Source organism: Pseudomonas sp. B611 (assembly GCF_055407965.1).
The window spans coordinates 123125-146686 of sequence record NZ_JBUZST010000008.1 but is presented as its reverse complement, the minus strand read 5'-3'; the positions used below and the strand labels follow the sequence as shown (position 1 = coordinate 146686).

General features: G+C 63.1%; 23 protein-coding genes. 7 read left to right on the top strand and 16 right to left on the bottom strand.

The genetic code is table 11. From position 1 onward, the window contains the following. Window positions 1-23: 23 nt before the first annotated feature. The 5 genes from ACZRMO_RS18840 to ACZRMO_RS18820 all read right to left on the bottom strand — a co-directional run bounded on the left by ACZRMO_RS18840 (window position 24) and on the right by ACZRMO_RS18820 (window position 5410). Entirely contained in the window at window positions 24-563 is a 540-nt protein-coding gene (locus ACZRMO_RS18840) for a cytochrome b (protein ID WP_463973821.1), read from the bottom strand. After that, entirely contained in the window at window positions 560-1633 is a 1074-nt protein-coding gene (locus ACZRMO_RS18835) for a catalase family peroxidase (protein WP_463973820.1), read from the bottom strand. Before ACZRMO_RS18835 ends, ACZRMO_RS18840 begins: the two co-directional genes overlap by 4 nt. A gap of 104 nt (window positions 1634-1737) precedes the next feature. Continuing rightward, on the bottom strand, window positions 1738-2502 hold the full coding sequence (locus ACZRMO_RS18830) for an enoyl-CoA hydratase-related protein (protein ID WP_463973819.1): 765 nt from the start codon (window positions 2500-2502) through the stop codon (window positions 1738-1740). 39 nt (window positions 2503-2541) lie between these two features. Then, entirely contained in the window at window positions 2542-3828 is a 1287-nt protein-coding gene (locus ACZRMO_RS18825; protein WP_463973818.1) for a hypothetical protein, read from the bottom strand. Next, window positions 3821-5410 carry an amino acid adenylation domain-containing protein gene (locus tag ACZRMO_RS18820; RefSeq protein ID WP_463973817.1) on the bottom strand — a complete coding sequence of 530 codons (1590 nt, stop codon included), beginning with the start codon at window positions 5408-5410 and terminating at the stop codon, window positions 3821-3823. The genes ACZRMO_RS18825 and ACZRMO_RS18820 overlap by 8 nt, the downstream gene beginning before the upstream one ends. Before the next feature lie 199 nt (window positions 5411-5609). On the opposite strand from ACZRMO_RS18820, the gene ACZRMO_RS18815 reads away from it, so the two are divergent. Together ACZRMO_RS18815 and ACZRMO_RS18810 are read left to right on the top strand one after the other, a co-directional pair. After that, on the top strand, window positions 5610-6116 hold the full coding sequence (locus tag ACZRMO_RS18815) for a sigma-70 family RNA polymerase sigma factor (protein ID WP_463973816.1): 507 nt from the start codon (window positions 5610-5612) through the stop codon (window positions 6114-6116). Then, window positions 6113-6850, top strand: coding sequence for an anti-sigma factor family protein (locus ACZRMO_RS18810; RefSeq protein WP_463973815.1), 738 nt, complete (start codon window positions 6113-6115; stop codon window positions 6848-6850). Before ACZRMO_RS18815 ends, ACZRMO_RS18810 begins: the two co-directional genes overlap by 4 nt. On the opposite strand, the gene ACZRMO_RS18805 is transcribed toward ACZRMO_RS18810, so the two are convergent. Genes ACZRMO_RS18805 through ACZRMO_RS18775 form a run of 7 tightly spaced genes read right to left on the bottom strand, consistent with a single transcriptional unit; the run spans window position 6847 to window position 13183 of the window. Continuing rightward, entirely contained in the window at window positions 6847-7833 is a 987-nt protein-coding gene (locus ACZRMO_RS18805) for a Csu type fimbrial protein (RefSeq protein WP_463973814.1), read from the bottom strand. The genes ACZRMO_RS18810 and ACZRMO_RS18805 overlap by 4 nt on opposite strands. Window positions 7834-7849: 16 nt before the next feature. Next, the gene (locus tag ACZRMO_RS18800; protein ID WP_463973813.1) at window positions 7850-10243 is read right to left on the bottom strand and encodes a fimbria/pilus outer membrane usher protein; all 2394 of its coding nucleotides are present in this window, start codon (window positions 10241-10243) and stop codon (window positions 7850-7852) included. 42 nt (window positions 10244-10285) lie between these two features. Beyond that, on the bottom strand, window positions 10286-11068 hold the full coding sequence (locus ACZRMO_RS18795) for a fimbrial biogenesis chaperone (RefSeq protein WP_463973812.1): 783 nt from the start codon (window positions 11066-11068) through the stop codon (window positions 10286-10288). 26 nt (window positions 11069-11094) lie between these two features. Further along, window positions 11095-11589, bottom strand: a complete 495-nt coding sequence (locus ACZRMO_RS18790; protein ID WP_463973811.1) for a Csu type fimbrial protein — start codon at window positions 11587-11589, stop codon at window positions 11095-11097. A gap of 5 nt (window positions 11590-11594) precedes the next feature. Continuing rightward, a complete protein-coding gene (locus ACZRMO_RS18785) occupies window positions 11595-12128 on the bottom strand; it encodes a Csu type fimbrial protein (protein ID WP_463973810.1) in 534 nt (177 codons plus the stop codon). An 18-nt stretch (window positions 12129-12146) separates the two neighbouring features. Then, window positions 12147-12689, bottom strand: a complete 543-nt coding sequence (locus ACZRMO_RS18780) for a Csu type fimbrial protein (protein WP_463973809.1) — start codon at window positions 12687-12689, stop codon at window positions 12147-12149. Beyond that, the gene (locus tag ACZRMO_RS18775) at window positions 12683-13183 is read right to left on the bottom strand and encodes a Csu type fimbrial protein (protein ID WP_463973851.1); all 501 of its coding nucleotides are present in this window, start codon (window positions 13181-13183) and stop codon (window positions 12683-12685) included. Before ACZRMO_RS18775 ends, ACZRMO_RS18780 begins: the two co-directional genes overlap by 7 nt. 215 nt (window positions 13184-13398) lie before the next feature. Between ACZRMO_RS18775 and zapE the strand changes: the two genes are divergently transcribed. Both zapE and ACZRMO_RS18765 read left to right on the top strand, forming a co-directional pair. Beyond that, on the top strand, window positions 13399-14481 hold the full coding sequence (zapE, locus tag ACZRMO_RS18770; protein ID WP_463973808.1) for a cell division protein ZapE: 1083 nt from the start codon (window positions 13399-13401) through the stop codon (window positions 14479-14481). 39 nt (window positions 14482-14520) lie between these two features. Further along, on the top strand, window positions 14521-15813 hold the full coding sequence (locus ACZRMO_RS18765; RefSeq protein ID WP_463973807.1) for a protein kinase: 1293 nt from the start codon (window positions 14521-14523) through the stop codon (window positions 15811-15813). Between the two features lie 133 nt (window positions 15814-15946). Here the strand turns inward: ACZRMO_RS18765 and ACZRMO_RS18760 are convergent, their stop codons facing one another. Continuing rightward, window positions 15947-16654: a YebC/PmpR family DNA-binding transcriptional regulator gene (locus ACZRMO_RS18760; RefSeq protein WP_122306558.1), complete on the bottom strand. Its 708-nt coding sequence runs from the start codon at window positions 16652-16654 to the stop codon at window positions 15947-15949. A gap of 99 nt (window positions 16655-16753) precedes the next feature. Then, entirely contained in the window at window positions 16754-17611 is an 858-nt protein-coding gene (locus tag ACZRMO_RS18755; protein ID WP_463973806.1) for a LysR substrate-binding domain-containing protein, read from the bottom strand. Between the two features lie 111 nt (window positions 17612-17722). On the opposite strand from ACZRMO_RS18755, the gene ACZRMO_RS18750 reads away from it, so the two are divergent. The 3 genes from ACZRMO_RS18750 to ACZRMO_RS18740 all read left to right on the top strand — a co-directional run bounded on the left by ACZRMO_RS18750 (window position 17723) and on the right by ACZRMO_RS18740 (window position 20360). After that, window positions 17723-18844, top strand: coding sequence for a 2-aminoethylphosphonate--pyruvate transaminase (locus ACZRMO_RS18750; RefSeq protein WP_463973805.1), 1122 nt, complete (start codon window positions 17723-17725; stop codon window positions 18842-18844). Further along, complete coding sequence (gene phnX / locus ACZRMO_RS18745) at window positions 18841-19668, top strand: phosphonoacetaldehyde hydrolase (RefSeq protein ID WP_463973804.1); 828 nt, start codon at window positions 18841-18843, stop codon at window positions 19666-19668. Before ACZRMO_RS18750 ends, phnX begins: the two co-directional genes overlap by 4 nt. A gap of 134 nt (window positions 19669-19802) precedes the next feature. Further along, a complete protein-coding gene (locus tag ACZRMO_RS18740) occupies window positions 19803-20360 on the top strand; it encodes a cytochrome b (RefSeq protein WP_463973803.1) in 558 nt (185 codons plus the stop codon). Here the strand turns inward: ACZRMO_RS18740 and ACZRMO_RS18735 are convergent. Together ACZRMO_RS18735 and ACZRMO_RS18730 are read right to left on the bottom strand one after the other, a co-directional pair. Next, window positions 20350-21234 carry a 1-aminocyclopropane-1-carboxylate deaminase/D-cysteine desulfhydrase gene (locus ACZRMO_RS18735; protein WP_463973802.1) on the bottom strand — a complete coding sequence of 295 codons (885 nt, stop codon included), beginning with the start codon at window positions 21232-21234 and terminating at the stop codon, window positions 20350-20352. The two genes, ACZRMO_RS18740 and ACZRMO_RS18735, sit on opposite strands and share 11 nt — an antisense overlap. 214 nt (window positions 21235-21448) lie before the next feature. Continuing rightward, complete coding sequence (locus tag ACZRMO_RS18730; RefSeq protein WP_463973801.1) at window positions 21449-23488, bottom strand: oxidoreductase; 2040 nt, start codon at window positions 23486-23488, stop codon at window positions 21449-21451. Between the last annotated feature and the right edge of the window lie 74 nt (window positions 23489-23562).

Genomic DNA, 23562 nt, shown 5'->3' with positions numbered 1-23562 from the left:
CGAGCAAATTCGCTCAACCCGGATCAGTCCTTGCTACCCGTCATGCTTTGCAGCACGCCATCACGGCGAATCAACCCATGGAACAACGCCGCCGCCAGGTGCAACAGCACCGTCAGGAACAACAGGTAGGCGAGAAACCCGTGGGCCTTGCGCAGCACCGCGAACAACGGCGCATTCGCCCCCACCAGTGCGGGCAACTGCACTGAACTGGTGAGCATCACCGGATCGCCCGCGGCTGAAATCATCGCCCAGCCCAGCAGCGGCAACACCAGCATCAACGCGTACAGCACCAGGTGGGAGGCCTTGGCCGCCAGCACTTGCCACAACGGCAGGTCGGCGGGCAACGGCGGCTGGCGCGTAGCAAAGCGCACCAGCAAGCGCACAATCACCAACGCCAGGATCGCAATCCCCAACGGCTTATGCAGATGGATCAACCACGCATGGCGCTCCGACACCGATGCCGCCAACCCAGCCCCGATAAACAGCATGGCGATGATCATCAACGCCATCAGCCAGTGCAGCAGACGCGCCAAGGGTGCAAAAAAACGCGGTTGGGCATTCATGGCTTCGACTCCTGAGGGGCGCTGTGCAGCGCACTGACTTCACCGGCACGGCGAAGGTAGGAACTGGCATACGCCGCTGAACGTGCCGCCAACAGCGGGTCATTGGAGGCTTCGATGCCGCTGGGCAGAATCAGTGGATCAAAGTTGATGTCACGGCAATCGCCATCCGCTTGCGGCTGGCTGCTTTGCAACACCAACGTCCCGGCATTCAGCACCTTATGCTCGCCCGACCAGATCTTGCTCGCGTCGTCCAACGGGTCGCCGGGGTTGGCCAGGGTCATGTTCAACTGCCAACGCAACGGCCCAGCAGCCAGGCGCTGCACCAGGTCTTTTTCGAGAAAATCGGCACCGGCCGGCGCCGTGTCACCCACGGCATCCTGACGCTGCGGCACCACCCCCCAACGCACAGCCTGGCGCTTGCCATCGGCGCCCACCAGGTAGAACGCGTTGATCCCGTTATAGGTTTCGGTGGCGTAACTGGCCGACGGCTTGGCGGTCTTGACCCACGCCAGAAACGCCGCCGTCTCCGGGTGCGCGGCAAAAAACGCCGGCATGCTCGAAGGATTCGGCTTGCCAGTAGCCGGGTCCGGCGCACCCGCCTTGAGCAGCGCGTAGAACGCCTCAGGCGTACCCACCGGGAACACCGGCATGCTGTTCATCCCGGTGCGCCATTGCTGGCCGTTGGCCTGGCTGAACTGCACGGCAAAACTGCGGATCGGCACGCTGCTGTCCGGCGCATAGGGATTACCACTGGGCAAGGCAAAACGGCCGACCACCGGGGTCCTGGCCGCGCTGAACACCTCGGCGCTGGAGTACGCCCGGGCTTCAGTGCTGCTCTCGAAATACCCGGCGACACACACGCCCTTGGCATGGTTACGCCGGAAACCGGGATGTACGCCGTTATTGGCTTCCAAGGCATTGACCAAGGTTTTTGGCCGCAAGCGCTGTGGGTCGAGAGTGCCGTTGACGTAGGCAAATGCCCCGGCCACCAGCGTAACCACGGCACCGATACCGGCCAGCCTGAGAACCAGGCTGGCCTTGCTGAGCGGCGGACGTGCGTGATCTACCATGAAAAACTCCAGGGCACAGGGCCGCATGGGGAAAAGTACTATGAGACGACCCCCACGTAGGCTTATTCCCAAGACGCTGTAGTTTTTTCAGGGAAGGCAGATGGCTATGGCTGGTTAAAGGACGCCTGCCGCTTGTTCAGAAACGCCTGCATGCCCTCCTGCTGGTCCGGTGTAGCGAACAAACCATGAAACAGTCGGCGCTCCACACGCACGCCCTCGTGCAAACCCACCTCCAGGGATTGCGTCACCGCTTCCCGTGCCGCCCGGGTGGCCGTGCGCGAAAAGCCGGCAATCAAACCCGCCACTGCCAACGACTGCTCCAGCAAAACCGCCTCTGGATAGACCCGCGACACCAACCCCGCCTGCTCCGCTTCCCGGGCCGTCATCGGGCGCCCCGTCAGAACCATATCCATGGTCTTGGCCTTGCCAATCAACCCCGTCAACCGCTGGGTCGCGCCCATGCCCGGGATCACACCCAACTTGATTTCCGGCTGGGCAAACGTGGCGGTGTCAGCGGCAAAAATCATGTCGCACATCAGCGCCAACTCACAGCCGCCACCAAAGGCATATCCGCTGACGGCGGCAACGGTCGGCGTGCGCAGACGGGTAAAGGCCTCCCATCCGACGAAGTAGTCCTCGTTGAGCATGTCCAGGTAAGACTTGCCACTCATCTCCTTGATGTCAGCCCCGGCGGCAAAGTACTGCGCACTGCCGGTAATGACAAAACACCCGACCTGCGGGTCCCGGTCCAGGACCTCCAGGCATGCGACCAACTCCAACATCAGCGCCGAACTCAGCGCATTCTTGACTTGCGGACGATTGAGCCTGACCAGGACCACTCGACCGTGACGCTCGATTAGCACATTCATAGAAACCTCCACAGATTAATAGGATTCGACCACAGCGTTTCAGGAGTCCCAGATCGCGCCATACGCGGGTATCCCCCTGACCTCCAGTGCCTGCACCACGCGCCGCGTCAAACCCTGGTTGGAAATACAAATCACCGCCTCCACGCCAAGCGCCTCGACGGCCGCACAGGCCAGTTGCACAAGGTCGGGTTTGCCGCGCTCATCGGTGTCCCAGATCAACGCCTGGGGCTGGGCTTGCAGGATCTCGTCGACCAACGCATCCCCGTAGGTGCCCCTCGGGCTGCGGGTTGACCAGATCAAGTGAACAGGCACGTTACCCGCCAGCAGATGCGGCATCACCGGACCGATGCCGCTACCTGTGGCGACGTACAAGACCGATTTGAACAGCGTCTCCACATTCGCCACGCCTGCAGTGGTAATGCCCTTGACCCATACGTGGGACGGCAATTGCTCAATGAACTGCCCCGTCCAATCCCCGGCGCGGGAAATAATCAAGCGAAAGCCGGCTTGGCCCGGCGTGGGGATATTGGCAAATGAATGCCATTCCAACAGAGGGTTCAAACTGATGGCCGTGGATGACCCCGCAAAGGGTGTGGTGTGGGCAAAGCGCACGATCGCCGCGTGCCCGGAAGGCCGCACCGTATCGATTGCCACCTTGCGCAGGCGCAGCCATGGCAGGGCAATGCTCAACGTCAACAACACCAGCATCCAGAATGACCCGCTGCGCAGCGGATCAGCCGAGGCCAGCAGTGTCTGCCCCCAAAACAGCAGCAACACGCCCCAGCCGGCAAACCGGTGAACACGCTCAAAGCCATTGTGAAAACGGCCACGCACCTGCGGCATCGCCATGCCCACCATCAACAACAGCACGCCCATCAGCACCGCGTTGAGCCAGAACACCGGCGCCGAGACACTTCCAGGCTCGTGCAGATGCATGGCTGTCTGCGCGCCAACCAGTGCGATAAACCATGCCGTGGCCGCCACTGCCGCACCGCTGTGAAGCCCGCCAAAATGGTAGACCTTCGCCACACGCCGCCGAATGCCCAGCGGCCATGTCACCGGCACACGTGTCGCCAGCCAGAACAACGCATTGATCAGGTATTGCTGGCGAACCAGCGTTGCCAGCGACAGATTGATCAGCACCAGTGTCGACAGTGTTTCCACGCCCATGGACAGCACGCCTGGGCCCAGCCAAATCACCCCGGCATTGCAGGTGATCACCAGGGCGAACAGGCGGTTGTAATAAGACAGCAATGGCGCCGCCGACAAGCGCCGCCACAACCCCGGCTTACGCTGTACCACGGTGTGCATCATGGCCTCACACATCGACGACCTCCTTCACTGCCTGCCTCTGCTGAGCCCACTGCAACAGTAAAGCCTTATCGATCTTGCCCCTGGCAGTCAGGGGCAAATGCGCCAGCGCGTAAATCTTCGCGGGCACACAGTAGTAGGCAAGACGCAGCTCAGCCTGCTGCCGGCAGGAATCAACATCGGCGCTGGCCGGCGATACAAATGCCACGAGGGTGCGGCTGTCGAGCTTCAGCGTAACTGCGCGCAAGCATCCAGCGCCGACCTCCAGCGCAGCAGACACCGCATCCAGTTCCACGCGAAAACCACGTACCTTGACCTGATCATCCACACGCCCCAGATGCTCAAGCTGCCCGTCTGGCGTCCAGCGCCCCAGATCTCGCGTGCGGAACATCATTGCGCCGCCCCCCAGAAACGGGTCCGGCCGGTAACGCTGCGCAGTCAGCTCGGGGTTGTTCAGGTAACCTGCGGTCACCCCTGTCCCGCCGGCCCACATTTCGCCGACCTCCCCCAACTCACAGGCGCGCCCCTGTTCATCGAGAACGTAGACGGTGTTGTTGGGCGTCGGCGTGCCAATGGTCAGCGGTGTACCGGGCGCATGCCGGTGCAAGGTGTTGACGATGGTGGTTTCGGTCGGTCCGCACCCGTTATAGAAGTCACAGTGTGCGGCCCAGCAGTCGCCCAAGCCCTGGGGGCAAGGTTCACCGGCCACGGCCACCACCTTGAGGCTGGGGCAGTGTTGAGGATCAAGCGTGGCCAATATCGAGGGCGTTGCGATCAACACATCGCACTGTGCCGCAGTTTGCGCGATGTCCTCGCCGCGAATCAGCAGGGTCGCGCCATGGACCAGGCAGCCGAGTATTTCCCAGGCGGCCATGTCAAAACCGATATTGAGGATCTGCCCTACGGTGCGGCCCGGCGCCATGCCCATCCGTCCAGGCTCCGTCAACAGGATGTTGCACACATTACGATGGGTCACACGCACGCCGTTGGGACGCCCGGTGGTGCCCGACGTGAAGAGCACAAAACACAGGTCATCTGGATAGGTGACGGCAAACAGACGGCGATTATCCTCGGCGACCCAAGGCTCTTCGGCGAGGAACTCATCCAGGCACAGGCAACGATGAGCGTCTGACTCGGCCACAACCCCTTGCAGCTTCGACAAGGTCAGTATCACCGGGCTGGAGAGCACTTCAAGGACCATTGCCAGCTGCATCGGTGGCACGATCCTGGCGTCTTGAGGTACGTAGGCCGCACCAACCTTCAACACCGCGAGCATCCCCACCAGCATGGGGATCGACCGTTCGACAAACAACGCCACCGTGTCACCACGTGCCACGCCGCGCTCGATCAAGCGTGCGGCCAAGCGGTTGGCCTGACGGTCAAGTTGCTCATAGCTGATGCGCTGGCCCTGGCACTCTGCGGCCGTGGCCTGCGGTGTTAGCGCCACCTGCGCATCAATGGCGTGATGCACACACCCATAACCGGGCTGGGCTTGCGGCCCCTGCGCCCACTGTTCAAATATTGCCTGCTGTACACCGGGCAAGTGCGCGAGTGCGCTGCGGGAAAAATGCGTTTCATCTGTTGGCGACAACATCATCGATACACCCTCATCGTTTTACTGCCGACACTTTCTGGCAGGTACGACGGTGGATTGAGTGCATCACCGGCGATTACAGCCTCACAATTTATGCAGATGCATCCTATGAAGCCGACAATGGATTTCTTTCAGATGTGAACGGAATAAACCTACACGGGCCAGCGTCTACCTCAGCACAACCGGCTAGACTCCAACCCCCATGCATGAACTCGACGAAGCGTTACGTGAACTCATCCCCAGGCTGCGGCGCTTTGCCGTGTCCCTGACCCGTAACGCCAGCAGCGCCGACGACCTGGTGCAATCGACCCTGGAACGGGCCATCACCCGCTGGGCCGACAAGCGCAGCGAAGGCGATTTGCGCGCCTGGCTGTTTTCGATCCTCTACCGCCAGTTCCTCGACGCCCACCGCCGCAGCCGGCGCTACGCGCGCATGCTCGATTTTTTCAGCGGCCGCGACGACGCGCAGCCGTCGGTAGAACGCACGGTCATCGCCCAATCGACCCTGCAAGCCTTCGATCGCCTCAACCCCGAACAGCGCGCCCTGCTGCTGTGGGTGTCGGTCGAAGGCTTGAGCTACAAGGAAGTCGCCGACATCCTTGAGGTGCCCATCGGCACCGTGATGTCGCGCCTGTCCCGCGCACGCCAAGCCTTGCGTCAACTCAGTGATGGCGAAATTGCCAGCCCTTCCCTGCGGATACTCAAATGATCAGCCTGCCCCCCAGCGAACGCGATTTGCATGCCTACGTCGATCACCAGCTTCTGGACAGCGATCGCCGTGTGCTCGACACCTATCTGGCCGCCCATCCCGATGTTGCCGCCCAGGTCCATGCCTGGCAGCAGGATGCGCAGTTGCTGCGCGCCGCACTCGGCGGCGCCCTGCAACAGCCGGCCAACCCAGAGTTGGACCCGGCGCAGATTCGCCAGCGCCTCAAGCACCAATCGCGCCGCCACTTCGCCTCGGCGGCGGTGCTGTTGATCGCCGTCAGCCTCGGCGGCATCGGCGGCTGGCAGGCGCGCGAAGCCACGCAACCGGCCCTGGTGCCGATGGCCGACGCCATGCAGGCCTACCGCCTGTTTGCCCAGGACGGTGTTCTGCCCGCCGACTATCACGTGCAAGACGGCGGCAGCATGCAAGCCTGGCTGGATCGCTATTTCCACCAGGCCAGCCGCCTGCCGGACTTGAGTTCAGCGGGCTACGCGCCGGTCAGCGGGCGCTTGTTGACCACCGACCAGGGCGCGGCGGCGATGGTGTTGTATGAGGATCAACAAGGGCGGCGGGTCAGTTTCTACATTCGCCCACCGGGCCCGGATAACGGCTTCCTGCCCCGTGGCAGCCGCAGTGCCGATGGCTTGCTGGCCGAGTACTGGTCCGGCGGCGGCTACAACTATGCGATGGTCAGCCCGGTGGATCAGCCGACGCCCGCGCAGCAAAAGCTCTAGAACCCGACATCCAGCACCACGTTATCCAGATAGGTGCCCCCGGGCGGCGTGGCCTGGTCGGTGTAGATTTTGGCGTTGTAGTTGAAGACCTGGCTGCCGGTGCCCAGGCCGTTGCCGGGGTTGATGTCCGCCGAAGCGCTCGCCCGCCGCGCCGCGCCGACGCTGCCCCAACGGGTAGTACCGGCGCTGACAAAGATGTCGTAGGCCAAATAGTTGCTGCCGGAAATCATCCGGCGGCGCCCGCCCACGCTGACCGGCTGCTGCCCATCGCTGAGGCCGACGGTGTAGGCGCTGCCCTTGGTGCAATTGACGCTGGCCTGGCCGTTGACGGTGGCAAACCCACTGACCACCGGGGCACTGCCGAAGGCGATAGCCGGCGTGGTGATCAGGCAGTCGTTGGTCACCAGCATGCTGACGGTCAACGCCTGCGTGCCGGTGCCACTGTCGCGACCCAGGCAAATACCGATCAGGTTGATGGTCGAGCAGTAGTTCCAGGTCCAGACGATGCTCAGGGTTTCGCTGTACAGGCCGGCCGCCACGTTGCTGCCGGCGACACTGCGCAGATACAGCGGCAAGGTCTTGGTGCCTGGGCCGAACACCAACCCGTAGCTCTGGGCGATACCGCTGCTGCCGCCAAAGTCGAACGTGCTGCCTCGCGTAATGGGATACGTCGTGGAGTTGTTGCCATAGATCGTATAGGGGATCACATCACCGGTCGGCCCCAGCATGCCGCCCTGGGTCGACCCCGTGATCTTTGCGGTGAATTGGTCGCCACTGCCGAGTATCGACAGCAACAGCGGGGTGCAACTCAGGCCGGCGTTGGTGGTGGAACTGAGCTGCGCCGTGGCGAGCACCGACATCGAACTCACCGGGCCAAAGCTGGCCGGCGAGGTGGCAACCGCGCTGCACGCGCCGTGCACCTGCATCGACACACCCAGGCTCACCGCCGCCCACAGACCCCACAGCCATTCCTTGCCCCGCACACGCACGCTCCTTAATTCATTGACACACCAGCGGCCCGATCAGGGGCACCTGCGCCTGGGTAATGTCCAGGTCGAAGGTGGCCTGACAGCTTTGCCCGCCACTGAGGGTGACTTGCAACGTGTTATGCGCCGCAAGGTTCTCCAGATAGACCAAACCATCCCAGCCCACCACCGCCAACCCGGCACTTTGCTCATGGCGCACCTGACTGCCGAGGGGCAAGTCCTGATGCTGGCCATCCACCAGGGTGATGCTGGCCGCCACCACCCGGCGCACCGGAAACTCCAGCAGGTAACCACTGCCCCGGCGCACCGCCACCCGCTGTTCAACGTTGGCCACTTGCACGTTGGTGGGGAAGTTCAACGGGTCGATCTCATATTTGGCGCGGTAGTAAGCGCTGCTCCACGGCACCAACAAGTGCCCATTGCGATCGGTCTCGCCGACCACCTGGTTCTCGTAGCGCACGGGCACCCCGGCAAAACCGCCAGTGCTCACCACCACAAAGGCATCGTTGACCTGGTTGGCGACAAAAAACTCCTTGTCCATCCACACCAGCGAACCGGCCGCATCGGCCCAGCGCGTTTGGGCGTCGCGCGTGCCATACACGCCGGCCTGCAACTGCACCGACTGCATGCGCCAGGTCAGGTCCGCCTGGCGGTAGGTCGGCGCATCGCCGCTGGCATAGCCCAGGTTGAAACCCACCCCGCCACCGGCAGGCACGGCGCGGCTGTAATTCACGCGTTGTTGCACCTGCCCGCTGTTGCTGCGCTCGCTGCCCAGGCTGAGGCTGCCGTAGACGTCGAACGGGATAATCAATTGCCCTTGCACCGCCCAGTTGCTGTCACCGATTTCGCGGTTTGCCGACAGGTAAAAGCTGATGTTGCGCCACAGGGATTTGCTCCACGTCAGGTTCAGCAGGCGGGTGCGCGAATCGTCCGCCGCCTGCACATCGAAATAGCCCACGCCGAGGCTGCCAAAGTCATTCAGGTTCAGGCTCAGGGTCACCTGCTCGCTGCGCTTGCTGAGGCTGGCGTACGGGGTGTCGATCAGGGTCAGGTCGGCGTATTGATCACGGCGTTCGACCCGCTGGTAGGACAGGCTGTAATGCTGGCTGCTGTACTGATAACCCAGGCTCAGTTGCTGGCCCGAACCGCCGTCGAACTGGCTCTGGCTGATGGCGGTGTTGAGCACGCCGAAGTTGCCCAGGCGCAGGTTGCCGCCCACGCCGCCAAGGGTCAGGTCATTGGACGCTTCGGCATGGCTTTCCAAGGTCAACGCATCCGACAGCCCGTAGCGGAAGGTGCCGCTGGCCACGCCGGGGCCGTAGCCGAAGTCGCGCACGGTGTAGTCGCGGCGCAAATTGCCGGCCGACAGGGAAAAATCCGCCAGGCCTTTTTGCAGCAACGAGCTGGTGACATAGAACGGCACCGTGGTGGACACCTGCCGCCCGAGGGCATCGGTGGTGACCACCACGGCTTCGCCGGCACCGTTGATAAACGGCACGTTGGTCAAGGTGTAAGGCCCCGGCTGCAGGTCGGCGCTGCTGGATTTGTAGCCGTTGATAAACAGGTCGACCGACGACGGCACCGCCGCTTCCCCGGCGAACTGCGGCAACGGGTAGGTCACCAGGTCCGGGCGCACGCCGAAGTCTCGGGACAGTTGCACCCCGCCCAGGCGCACCGAGTTGCTCCAGGGCAAGGCGCCGCTGATCACGTCGCCCGCCTCGTAGGTCAACAGGCGCTCATCGTCGGAGAAACGCCAGGTGGTGTCGTAGCGCCGGTAGCCATTGTTGAACGTGCTGCCTTGGGTCTCGCGGCCGATGGTCGTGCGGTACTGGCCGGTGTTGGACAGCGTGCCCCAGGTATCGAACAGGCGCACTTCGTTGAAGATGCCCAGGTAAGTGCTGCTGTCATCGGTGTCGTTGAGGTAGGCATCGTAATTGAGCAACGCGCCAAAGCTGGTCAGCGCCTGGGTGCGCGGGTAGTTGTTGCGATTGCCGATAAACTGCGCCGGCAACCAGCTCGCCGGCACGTTGAGCAGCAGGCGCTGGGCCTGGCTGTCATAGTCGCTGTGCAGGCCTGGCACCTTATCCAGGTCGACCTCCACCGGCACGTCGCCCGGCAGTTTCATGCCGATTTCCTGCAACACGCTCGCCGGCAGAAACAGCCCACCCGCACGCTGGCTGACGGCAACCACACGGCCGGTATCCTGCTGGTTGACCACCAGTTCCAGGAACAACTGTGCATCGGCGACAGCCTCCATACTGCTGGGCGGCGGCGGCAATGGCGCAGCCATGCCCAGCGGTGCAAACACCAGGCCCGACACGCTGCCCACTACCCACACCGATCGCCATAGACAACGAGCCCAAACCTGGCTCACCAAGGCTTTGTGTCCATCAATGGACATCTCCATCCGTTAACACCCGGGGCTATTCCCTGCCCTGTCGCGCCTGTTCTACCGACCCGGCGCCAGGCTCTCCACTTGTGTGCCGCCGTTGATCCGCAGCTGTAATGGCTGGTCGGCCGGCAAGCCGTCGGGTACCTGCCAGCGCATGGTCGCCCCCGGCAACACGTAACCCATCAGGCCCTCCACCAGTGGGCGCGACTGGCCACCCTGCTTGAAGCTGGCATCGGTCAGGCGCGCATGCACGGCGCCCTGATTATGCATTTCCACATAGTTGCGGCCCGCGACGGTGACCTTCTTCCAGCTCAGGTCCGGTTTGCCGGCGGTCTTGGGGTCACGGTCGCGGGTGCCGTCAACCTTGCTCCAAAGGCCCGGGCCGTAAGCGAACAACGGCACCGAATAGCGCATCTGAAAGCGCACGGCCGCTGCGGTCTTGCCGTCCGCCGCAGTGACGACGGGCTCGGCAGAGGGGATCTCATCGATGATGATGCGATACGCCAGCTCCTGGCCTGGCGGCACTTCCTTGGTGCGAGTCAAGCGCACCAACTGCTTCTGCCCCGGCGCGATCTTCGCCACCGGCGGGCTGCCGATCACATCGCGCTGGTTCTGGTATTGCTCGTCGAACCCGTTCTGCGTCCAGGCAAATACGCGGATCTGCAGGTTGGCCGTCTCTGTACCGCGATTTTCCAACCACAACGCACTGGCCTGTTGATCGGCCTCCAGCACCGGGTCAATCGGCCAGATCAGCACCGAACTGGCCGCCTGCACCTGCCCCGCTACCCCCAACACACCGAACAAACCCGCTACCCACCATTGCCGGGAAGCTGCATACATAGATCCCACTCCTTATGCCATTCGCCTTACCACGTCAGCTGCACCTGCAGCGTGTCGCTGTACGTCCCCCCAGGCGTATTGCCCGGTAGCTGCACCCGGCCGTAAATCGGCAAGGTGATGTTGTTCGCGTTGGCGTAGGCCACGCTGACGCTCTGGCTGATGCCAAGGCTCTGGCTCAGCGCCGCATCGCGAAACAGCTGGTACGCCACCTTCGCCGTGCCGCTGTTGAGCTGCATACGTCGACCGCCGCTGTTATACAAACCGCCATCGACCGTCATGCTCAACGCCACCCCTGGCGTGCATTGCAAGACGACCGAGTTGGCCAGTGCCACCGACGCAGTGCTGGTCGCCAGCGCCGAATAGCTGCCGAACGCCAGGCTGCCGTAATTGCTGCCACCGCTGGCCACCAGGCAGCCCGGGGTGATCGTCGCACTTACCTGGAACGATTGGCTGGTCACGGCCAACAGCGACACCGGCATCCCCCAGCCGATGCACAGCGCCACCCATCCCGCCCATTTCATGGCCGTTAAAACGTCAGGGTCACATTGATCGTGTCGGTATAGGTGCCCGCCGGCAGCCCCGCCTTGCCAGTGGCTTTACCGTAGATATTCACGGCCTGGGCCACACCCGTACTGGCGGCGAGGGGAATCACCCCACCGATGGCCACCAGATTGGAATGGCCGCTATCGGTATAGAGGTCGTAGGGCACGTAGTTGGCAACGCCGTCGAACAACGCACGGGTGCCGCCGGTGGACTTGCCGTCATTGGCGCCACCGGCCACGGTCAGTGTCGGCGAGGTGCCGGCCGAGCACAGGATCGACAACGCACCGCCGCCGCCGCCCAGGACCTGGCCCGAAGACTCGGTAAACAAGCTGTTGGAAGCGCCGAAGGTCAATGCGCCGAAGCTCATCCCCCCGGTGGCGGCCGCGCCGTTGACCTGGCAGCTACTGGTCAGCACCAGGGTCGCGCCAATCGTCCCGGCCACCGTGGCCGCCTGTGCCCCCGACACCCACGCCAGTGCCAGTAATGGAAAAACTGCCTTGTATACACGTGCATGCATGATCTTCATCCTCATGGTTTACCAATCCAGAGTCACCGTCAGGGTGTCTGTATAAATGCCGGCCGGTAGGGCCCTGGTATTCGCCACCACCGAGCCGAATACCGGAATCGGTACTTGTGTGCCCTTGGTCACGACGAAATTGCGTTGCTGGCCGATGCTGTAGGCGCTACGCCCCAAAGCATCAGCCGACAAACGATAGGGAATGGTCTGACGCCCGTTGCTCAGGCGCCGTGTGGTGCCATCACCGTTGACGCCGCCGTCGATGGTCACCGTAAAGCTGCTGACCAGCGAGGGATTGCAGGACACCGCCAGCGGCGCCTTCTCGCCATCGGTGACACCGCTGGTCAAGCGGTTGTCCCAGGTCGGCCCATGGCTGCCGAAATCCAGCACCGCCGAACCACTGTCCGGGGTCACCGGGGTGGTGTCGGCGCCTTTGCTCACTTCGCAACTGGCGGTAATCACCAGGCGCGCGTGGATCTGCCCGGTGACCGCCGCCTGCGCGTCATCCGCCAGCAGCAACAAGCCGCCCATTGCCACAAGGGCCAAGCCACGACTCACCATGTGACCGTGACCTTGAGCAGGTCGGAATAACGCCCAACGACGGGAATATCCTTGAGCGGTTCAATACGACCGTAGAGGGGCAAATCGACGCTGCCGGAATCCGGCACCCGACCGCTGAGCGGCACGTCCACCGGCAACGGGATGCGCCGCGCGGCATCGGCATAAATGCGATAGGGAATGGGTTTGCTCGAAGGGGCAACGGCGCTCAGGTAACGCACTTCGCCGGTGCCGCCATGCAGGCCGCCGTCAACGCGCATCTGATAGGGCGTGTCGGGGTTGCACTCCAGGCGGGGCTGGCGTTGGCTGATCAAGGCCGCACTCAAGGGCCCGGCCGGGTCATCCAGACGCGGGCCGCTGCCAAAATCCAAAATGCCAAGTTGCTCGATGCCCGCCTCGCGGGTAATGCCCACCAGTTGGCAACCCCGCTGCACGTCGATGCGCACTTCGACCTGAAGCTGCGCACCGTGAGTCGTGTTGCAGAGCATCGCGCTCATGACTGCCAATACTGCTCGTCCCTTCACTGCCCCAAATCCTTGTACAGGGGTGACTGCTTTGTATGAGGTTAGTCAGTCAGGAGGAAACTGCCAGCCAATGGAGGAACGCAGGCGTGCCATGCTTTTTTGAGATAACGCGAAGGCCCCTTCTGTATTGGTCAAAACGCGGTGGTCGCCCTAAAGTAGGCGACCACCGGTAGACAGAGTGATCCCCATTGGCCGCGCTTTCACTGATCCGTCGCCTGCTCGGTAAAAAAACCGTGCCCCACGACGCCTCGCCTATCACCACATTCTTTGCGCAAAAAGCCGCGCAACAGGGCTATACCCTCAGCGCTGGGCAAGCCCGCGCCATCAGCGCCCTGGCCCGCGAATCGCGGCACCTGCTGGCACGCCAGCCCACCCGCAGCCTGTACTTGCACGGGCCGGTGGGGCGCGGCAAAAGCTGGCTGCTGGACGGGTTTTTCCAGGCGCTGCCGATGGCCGAAAAGCAGCGAGTGCACTTCCACGATTTCTTTGCGCGATTGCACCGCGGCATGTTCAAGCACCGTGCACAGGACGATGCCCTGGCGGTGACCCTGAATGAGCTACTGGCCGGTTGCCAGGTGCTGTGTTTCGACGAGTTCCACGTGCATGACATCGGCGATGCCATGCTTATCAGCCGGCTGTTCAAGGCATTGTTTCAGCGCGGTGTGTGGGTGCTGGTCACCTCCAACTACCCGCCCGCTGGCCTGCTGCCCAACCCTTTGTATCACCAACGGTTCAAGCCGGTGATCGACCTGATCGCCGCGCGCATGGACGTGCTGGAAGTCAGCTCGCCCGAGGACTTCCGCAGCCTGCCCCAAGCCCACAGCACGCAACGTTTCACCGCCGGCCACTACCTGTGGCCAGGCACCGCGAGCCAACGGGAAGCGCTCGGCCTGCCTGCCGCGGATTGCCCTGCGCTGCCCCTGGCCGTCGGCAACCGCCAGTTGCAATGCCGCAGGCACCAGGGGCGCACCATCGCCTTCACCTTCAACGACCTGTGCGAACAGCTCACGGCGGTGATGGACTACCTGCTGTTGTGCCACGACTTCGACCACTGGATCATCGACGGCCTGCCCGCGCTGGCCGATTGCCCGATTGCCGTGCAACAGCGTTTTATCAACCTGGTGGACGTGCTCTACGACAGGGACAAGCACCTGATCCTCATCGGCGAGCAGCCGCTTGAACAGGCCTTGCATGGCCAGGCCATCGACCTTGCGCGCACCGCCAGTCGCCTCGGGCAATTGCAACAGAGCGGCGCACAACCGCTATCATGAGCGCCATTTACGCCCCTTTGCCCAGAGATCGCGCCATTCATGCATACCCTCGCCCAACTCAAGGCCGGCCAATTGGCCGGTATCACGCGTCTGGACCTGTCCTGCGGGCTGACCGAATTCCCCCGGGAAATCTTCGAGCTGGCCGACTCCCTGGAAATCCTCAACCTCAGCGGCAACGCCCTGAGCCGCCTGCCCGACGACCTGCACCGCCTGCCGCACCTGCGCGTGCTGTTCTGCTCGGACAACGCCTTCACCGAACTGCCCGAATGCCTGGGCCAGTGCGCCACGCTGAGCATGGTCGGCTTCAAGGCCAACCAGATCACCCACGTACCCGCCGCTGCGCTGCCGCCACGGTTGCGCTGGCTGATCCTCACCGACAACCAGGTCAGCCAGTTACCCGTTGAACTGGGCGAGCGGCCATTGCTGCAAAAACTGATGCTGGCCGGCAATCACCTGACGCAATTGCCGGAAAGCCTGGCCAACTGCCATAACCTTGAACTGCTGCGCATCGCCTCCAACCGTTTCACCTGCCTGCCCGAGTGGCTGCTGGCGTTGCCAAGCCTGACCTGGCTGGCGTATGCGGGGAACCCGGTGGAAATGGCGGTGCAGCTGTCTGACGATGACAGCACGCCGGACATTCCCTGGTCCGAGCTGGAATTGGCTGAAGTACTCGGAGAAGGCGCATCGGGGGTGATCCACAAGGCACTGTGGAAGCCCTCGGGGCAATCCGTCGCGGTAAAACTCTACAAAGGCACCATCACCAGCGACGGCTCGCCGCTGCATGAAATGCAGGCGTGCATCGCCGCCGGGCTGCACCCCAACCTGATCAAGGTGGAAGGCCGCGTCGTCGGCCACCCGGATAATCAGGCAGCGCTGGTGATGGACCTGATCGACCCCAGCTACCGCAACCTCGCCGCATTGCCGAGCCTGGCGTCGTGCACCCGCGACATCTACGCGCCGGGCGCGGTGTTCAGCCTGGACGTGGCCTTGCGCATGGCGCGGGGCGTTGCGTCAGTGGCCGCGCACCTGCACCGCCATGGCATCACCCACGGCGACCTGTACGGCCACAACATTCTGTGGAATGAGGCCGGCGATTGTCTGCTCGGGGATTTTGGCGCAGCGTCGTTCCATGCCACGGCGGACACCTTGGAAACCAAGGCGTTGCAGCGTATTGAAGTGCGCGCGTTTGGGGTGTTGCTGGGGGAGTTGCTGGAGCGGGTTGAAGCGGGGGTGAGTGAGGAACTGGTGGCACTGCGCGAGCGTTGCTGCCAGCCGGATGTGCTGGCGCGTCCGGGCTTCGACGAAATCGAAGCACTACTCAAGTCAGCCTGACGAAACTCAATACAACTGTGGGAGCTGGCTTGCCTGCGATAGCGGTGGGTCAGTTTGCATATCAGCAACTGATAGACCGCTATCGCAGGCAAGCCAGCTCCCACATTTTGGACTGTGTTGATTCAGTTAAAAATCAGCCAGCCAGGCCGACGAACATATCCTGCACGTCATCATGGTTGTCCAGGCCTTCCAGGAACGCCTCGACTTCAGCCATCTGCTCATCGGTCAAACCGCTCACCGGGTTCTTCGCGATGTAGCCCAGCTTGGCCGACAGCACGGTGAAACCCTGCTCCGGCAGTGCTTTCTGCACGGCATCCAGGTCGGTGGTCTCGGTGATGAACAAGGTGGTGCCTTCTTCTTCGCCGTCTTCGAAATCCTGGGCGCCGGCTTCGATGGCGGCCATCTCCGGATCAGCATCCGGGGTATCCGGCGACGCTTCGATCAGGCCGACGTGGTTGAAGTCCCAGGCCACGGAACCGGAAGCACCCAGTTGGCCCTTGCGGAACGCCACGCGGATTTCCGCCACGGTGCGGTTGATGTTGTCGGTGACGCACTCGACGATCAAGGGCACCTGGTGCGGTGCAAAACCTTCGTAGGTCACGCGGTGGTACTGCACGGTTTCACCCAGCAGGCCGGCGCCTTTCTTGATGGCGCGGTCCAGGGTTTCCTTGGGCATCGAGGCCTTTTTGGCCTGCTCCACCACCAGTCGCAGGTGGGCGTTGGTGGCGGTGTCGGCACCGTTGCGGGCGGCGATGGTGATTTCTTTCACCAGCTTGCCGAAGATCTTGCCCTTGGCATTGGATGCCGCTTCTTTATGTTTGACTTTCCACTGTGCGCCCATGACTCACTCTCTAATATCCATAGCGCCGAGACGTCTACTGGCCGGCGCTTTGGGGGCAGAGTTTATAGGGCAAAAACGCAACGTTCCACCAAAAAACCGTCAGGGCGCCAACTCGAAAAACGCCTGGATCAGGCGCAATGAGCGACGCCGTTCCAGGCAGCCGAGCATATGCCGGTTGACCAACCCAGCGCCTTGCAAGGCAATCGCCTTGACGCGCGGGTCCGGGCTGACCTCCATGGACGACACCACCCCTACCCCCAATTCAGCGGCGACGGCTTCGGTCACCGCCTCGCGGCTGTCCAGTTCCAGCAGCACCTTGGGCGCCACCGCAGCCGCCTGGCAGGCGTCATCAAAAGTGCGCCGGGTGATGGAGCTGGGTTCGCGCAGCACCATGATCTGCTCGTGCAGTTGCGCCAGGCGAATGCCCGCCGCCTGCGTGGCCCAAGCATGTTTGACGGGCACCAGCGCGCAGATACGTGACTCGCCCAACGCTTGCAGATGCAGGCCATTGCGCGGTTCCACCTCGGTAAGCACCGCCACATCCGCATGCTCCGACAACAGTGCCGCCAGGGTTTCCTGGGCATTGCCCAGGCGCAGGTTGACGGTGATGCCGGGGTAACGCGCGCGCAGGCTGGCGATCATCGGCATCACCAGGTGCGGGCCGTCGGCCGCGACCTCCAGGCGCCCGGTGAGCAATTGGCGATTGGCTTCCAGCATTGCCTGCGCCTCATCCACCAAGCCGAAGATCGCCCGGGTGATGGCCGCCAGCCGTGCGCCCTCCTCGGTCAACTCCACCCGTCGCGCGGTACGCCGTAGCAAGGGGATCTGGTAGTGCTCCTCCAGCGCCTTGATATGCCCGGTCACCGCCGGCTGGCTGATAAACAGCCGCGCTGCCGCCCGGGTAAAACTGCCCTCGCGGGCCACGGCATCGAATGCACGCAGTTGGAATAGATTCATAGCTATCGGCCTCACTGATAGCTCGCATAACAACAAACAATTTGATTGATAACAAGCCAAACTGCAATTTAGGCGCCGTAGCGTGAACCGAACGCTTTACGAGGACCTGCAATGACCGCGCCTATCCTGCTCACCCCTGGCCCCTTGACCACCTCCGCCCGCACCCGCCAGGCGATGATGGTGGATTGGGGCTCGTGGGATGAACGCTTCAACCAACTGACCGCCAGCGTCTGCGAGCAGCTCCTGGCGATCATCGACGGCGCCGCCAGCCACCACTGCGTGCCCTTGCAAGGCAGCGGCACCTTCGCCGTCGAAGCGGCCATCGGCACCCTGGTGCCGCGCGATGGCAAGGTGCTGGTGCTGATAAACGGCGCCTACGGCAAGCGCCTGGCGAAGATTTGCGAAGTCCTCGGCCGCGACTTCAGCACCTTTGAAACCGCCGAAGACCACCCCACCACCGCCGCCGATGTGGACCGCCTGCTGCACGCCGACCCAGCCATCAGCCACGTCGCGTTGATCCACTGCGAAACCAGCACCGGCATCCTCAACCCCTTGGCCGAGATCGCCCAGGTGGTGAAACACCACGGCAAGCGCCTGATCGTCGACGCCATGAGTTCCTTCGGCGCCCTGCCCATCGATGCCCACGCAGTGCCTTTCGACGCGCTGATCGCTGCGTCCGGCAAATGCCTGGAAGGCGTGCCCGGCATGGGCTTTGTCTTCGCCGACAAACAGGCACTGGCCGCGGCCCAAGGCAACTGCCATTCCCTGGCGATGGACCTGTTCGAGCAGCACGCCTACATGGCCAAGACCGGCCAATGGCGCTTCACCCCGCCGACCCATGTGGTCGCCGCCCTCCACGAAGCGCTGCTGCAATATGCAGAAGAAGGCGGCCTGCGCGCACGCCAGCAACGCTATGCATGCAACTGCCAGACGCTGTTGGAGGGCATGGCCGAACTGGGCCTGCGCAGTTTCCTGCCGGCGGCGATCCAGGCCCCGATCATCGTCACCTTCCACGCGCCGCAAGACCCGCGCTACCAGTTCAAGGACTTCTACGAGCGGGTCAAGGCCAAGGGTTTCATCCTCTACCCGGGCAAGTTGACCCAGGTGGATACCTTCCGCGTCGGCTGCATCGGCCACGTTGACGCCGCCGAAATGCACGCCGCCGTCGCCGCCATCGGCGAGGCGCTGCACGCCATGGGCATTACTCTTTCATCTATCGGATCGCCAGCATGAACTATCAAAACCCCAACACCCTGCAAGCCGTGATCCTCGATTGGGCGGGCACCGTGGTCGATTTCGGCTCGTTCGCACCCACGCAGATTTTTGTCGAGGCGTTTGCCGAGTTCGACGTGCCAGTGTCCATCGCAGAAGCCCGTGGCCCGATGGGCATGGGCAAGTGGGACCATATCCGCACCCTGTGCAACCAGCCGCAGGTCGCCGAACGCTATCGCCAGGTGTTTGGCCGTACGCCGACGGATGACGACGTAACCGCGATCTACCTGCGCTTCATGCCGTTGCAGATCGAGAAAATCGCCGAGCACTCGGCGCTGATCCCCGGCGCCCTCGACACCATCGCCGCACTGCGTGGCCTGGGCCTGAAGATCGGTTCCTGCTCCGGCTACCCCAAGCAAGTGATGGACAAGGTCGTCGCCCTGGCCGCGACCAACGGCTACGTCGCCGACCACGTGGTCGCCACCGACGAGGTGCCCAACGGCCGCCCCTGGCCCGCCCAGGCCCTGGCCAACGTGATCGCCCTGGGCATTGACGATGTGGCGGCGTGCGTGAAGGTCGACGACACCGTGCCGGGCATCCTCGAAGGCCGCCGTGCCGGCATGTGGACCGTGGCGCTGACGTGCTCTGGCAACGCGCTGGGCCTGAGCTATGCGCAATTCCGTGACCTGGATGGCACCACCCTGGCCACCGAGCGCGCGCGCATCGAAAGCATGTTCAAAGGCTCGCGCCCGCACTACCTGATCGACACGCTCAACGACCTGCCGGGGGTGATCGCTGATATCAATGCACGTTTGGCTCGCGGGGAAATGCCACAAAACGACTGATGGAGGTCAAGACAAGGGCATTTGTGCCAGGCGCGGCGCTCAAAACCGGCATACAGTTAAGTCACTGCGTCACCAAAGAACGCAACGCTGTTCCGTGATGAAACTGTTTGCCCTGATGAGTGAGGAAACCAGCAATGCCGTGGAAAAACTCCGATACGCGTTACAGCACCATGTCGATTGCATTGCATTGGTTGATGGTGGTGCTGCTGGCGGTGGTCTACGCCTGCATTGAATTGCGCGGCCAGTTTCCCAAAGGCAGCGGCGCACGCACGTTGATTGTCGAGATGCACTTCATGCTCGGCCTCACGGTGTTTGTGCTGGTGTGGCTACGCCTGTTTGCCCGCAGCCTGGGCGTGGCGCCAAAAATCGTACCGACGCCGCCGCAATGGCAAAGCCTGTTGGCGACGCTGATGCACTTCGCGTTGTACGCGTTGATGATCGGCATGCCGATTGCCGGCTGGCTTATCGTCAGTGCCGAGGGCCATTCGGTGATGTTCTATGGCATGGAATTGCCGCCGCTGATCGCCGAGAACAAGGCGCTAGCCAAGGAAATCGAAGGCTGGCACGTATGGTTCGGCAAGGTCGGGTATTGGTTGATCGGGCTGCATGCGTTGGCGGGGATTGGCCACCACTACATCCTGCGCGACAACACCGCGTTGCGCATGATGCCGGGCAAGCGCGCTAACCCGTGAAGCCGCGGCGGCCTTGCAGGCCGCCGGTGTGGATGAAGATCAGGCGAGTGCCGGGAGCGAAACGCCCGGCCTCGATCTGTTGTTTCAAGGCCAACAGCGCTTTGCCGGTGTAAAGCGGTTCCAGGGGCAGGCCGCAGGTTTTTTCGGTGTGCTCGATAAACGCCAAGAGCTCTGGATCGACTTTGGCGAAACCGCCCAGACTGGCATCCAGCAGCTCATAACCACCCTGCACGAGCGCCTCCACGTTCTGCGCCACACCGTGGTCGTCCGGCACCGCCATGGCGCCGTACACCGTGTGGGTGCCCGCCTCTGCCAGCACCAACCCGGCCACGGTGGTGCCGGTGCCCGCCGCCAACCACCAGCCGTCGTAATCGGCCCAGCCCAGCGCGGGCAACTGCGCGCGGGCTTGCTCGACCAGCACCGCACAACCCACCGCACCGGCGAGCCCGCCGCCGCCTTCGGGCACGGGATGCAGATCGGGATATTGCTCAAGCCACGGCAACCAGAAACCCGGCTCATGGCGCGCACGATAGCCGCCATAACCCAGCCAATGCAGCTGCATGCCGAACGCTTTCAGGTCGAGAACCGTGGGCGTGTCCTGGGGATGGCCACGCATCAAGCCGACGGTGGCGAAACCAAAACGTTTCCCCGCCGCCGCCAGCGCGTGCAGATGGTTGGACCAGGCACCGCCGAGGCTGATGAGGCCGTTGGCGTCTTGCGCTTGCGCCAGGTGCCCGCTGAGCTTGAACCACTTGTTGCCGCTGATCAGCGGGTCGATGCGGTCCAGGCGCAGTACGGCCAACTCGACGCCTTGCAGCCAGTCCAGGTGCAAGGGTTCAAGCGGTGCATTGGGAAGCCAATCGAAGGGGCCCATCGGAATGCATCTGCATGAAAAAAGGGGTGGGTAGTCTAACACCGCCCACTCGACGCCAATGCAGTGGAGTCATGGACCTGTGGCGAGGGAGCTTGCTCCCGCTGGGCTGCCTAGCGGCCCCAAAAGCGTGGGAGCGCTGCGCACTCCAGCGGGAGCAAGCTCCCTCGCCACAAAAGCTCCCTCGCCACAGGGTGTGTTGCTCGGCCTGCCGGCCTTACAGCTCGGCGGCCAGTCGCGAACCCTGGTTGATGGCGCGCTTGGCATCCAGCTCGGCCGCTACGTCGGCGCCGCCGATCAGGTGCACATTCTGGCCGGCGGCAACCAAGCCGTCCTGCAACTCGCGCAGCGGGTCCTGGCCGGCGCAGATGACGATGTTGTCTACCGCCAGCACCTGAGGCTCACCCTCGGCGCCGATGCGGATATGCAGGCCTTCGTCGTCGATTTTCAGGTACTCGACGCTGTTGAGCATCTGCACCTGTTTGTTCTTCAAGCCGGTGCGATGAATCCAGCCGGTGGTCTTGCCCAGGCCGTCGCCAACCTTGGAGGCTTTGCGTTGCAGCAGGAACACCTCACGCGCCGGCGCATGCACCTGCGGCTTGATCCCGGCCACACCGCCACGGGCTTGCAGCTGGGTGTCGATGCCCCACTCTTTCCAGAACGCTTCGCGGTCGAGGCTGGTGGATACGCCTTGATGGACGAGGAACTCCGAAACGTCAAAACCGATACCACCGGCGCCGATCACCGCCACGCGCTTGCCCACCGGCTTGCGCTCCAGGATCACGTCCAGGTAGCTCAGCACCTTGGCGTTTTCAACGCCCGGGATTGCCGGAGTGCGCGGGGCAATGCCGGTGGCGAGGATGATCTCGTCATAGCCGCCCGCCTTGAGTTGCTCGACATCCACGCGGGTGTTGAGGCACAGCTCCACATGGGTGGTCTGCAATTTGCGTTTGAAGTAGCGCAGGGTTTCGAAAAACTCTTCCTTGCCCGGCACACGTTTGGCGATATTGAACTGACCACCGATCTCGCTGGCGGAATCGAACAGCGTCACTTGATGGCCGCGCTCGGCGGCTACCGTCGCCGCGGCCAAACCGGCTGGGCCGGCGCCGACCACGGCGATTTTCTTGATCTGCTTGACCGGCAGGTAGTTCAGCTCGGTCTCATAGCACGCGCGCGGGTTGACCAGGCAGGTGGTCAGCTTGCCGCCAAAGGTGTGGTCCAGGCAGGCCTGGTTGCAGCCGATGCAAGTGTTGATCTCATCGGCGCGCCCAGCAGCCGCTTTGTTGACGAACTCCGGGTCGGCGAGGAACGGCCGCGCCATGGAAACCATATCGGCATCGCCTTCGGCGAGGATTTGCTCGGCGATTTCCGGGGTATTGATGCGGTTGGTGGTGATCAGCGGGATCTGCACCGCACCGCGCAACTTGGCCGTGACCTTGCTGAACGCGCCACGTGGCACCTTGGTGGCGATGGTCGGGATACGCGCTTCGTGCCAGCCGATACCGGTGTTGATAATCGTCGCACCGGCCTGCTCGATGGCCTTGGCCAGTTGCACGATCTCTTCCCAGGTGCTGCCACCTTCCACCAGGTCGAGCATCGACAGGCGGAAAATAATGATGAAGTTCGGGCCGACAGCCTCACGCACGCGTCGCACGATTTCCACCGCGAGGCGCATGCGGTTTTCGTAGCTGCCACCCCAGCGGTCGGTACGGTGGTTGGTGTGGGCGGCGAGGAACTGGTTAATGAAGTAGCCTTCGGAACCCATGATTTCCACGCCGTCGTACTCGGCGACCTGGGCCAGCAGCGAGCAGGTGACGAAATCCTGGATCTGTTTCTCGATGCCCTCCTCGTCCAGCTCCTTGGGCTTGAACGGGTTGATCGGTGCCTGGATCGCACTCGGCGCGACCTGCTTGGGGCTGTAGGCATACCGGCCGGCGTGGAGAATCTGCATGCAAATCTTGCCGCCCGCGTCGTGCACGGCCTGGGTCACGATCTTGTGTTTTTGTGCTTCTTCGTCAGTGGTCAGCTTGGCCGCGCCGGCGTAAACGCCGCCTTCATCGTTGGGGCCAATGCCACCGGTAACCATCAGGCCCACACCGCCACGGGCGCGCTCGGCAAAGTAGGCCGCCATGCGCTCGAAACCGCCGGGTTTTTCTTCCAGGCCGGTGTGCATCGAGCCCATCAGGGTGCGATTGCGCAAGGTGGTAAAACCCAGGTCCAACGGGGCCAGCAGGTGCGGGTAGGCAGCAGCGCTCATGGTACAGCTCCACAACGGATCATCACGGGACGTGGCGCACTCGAACGGTGTGCCATCGGTTTATGTCCCACAGC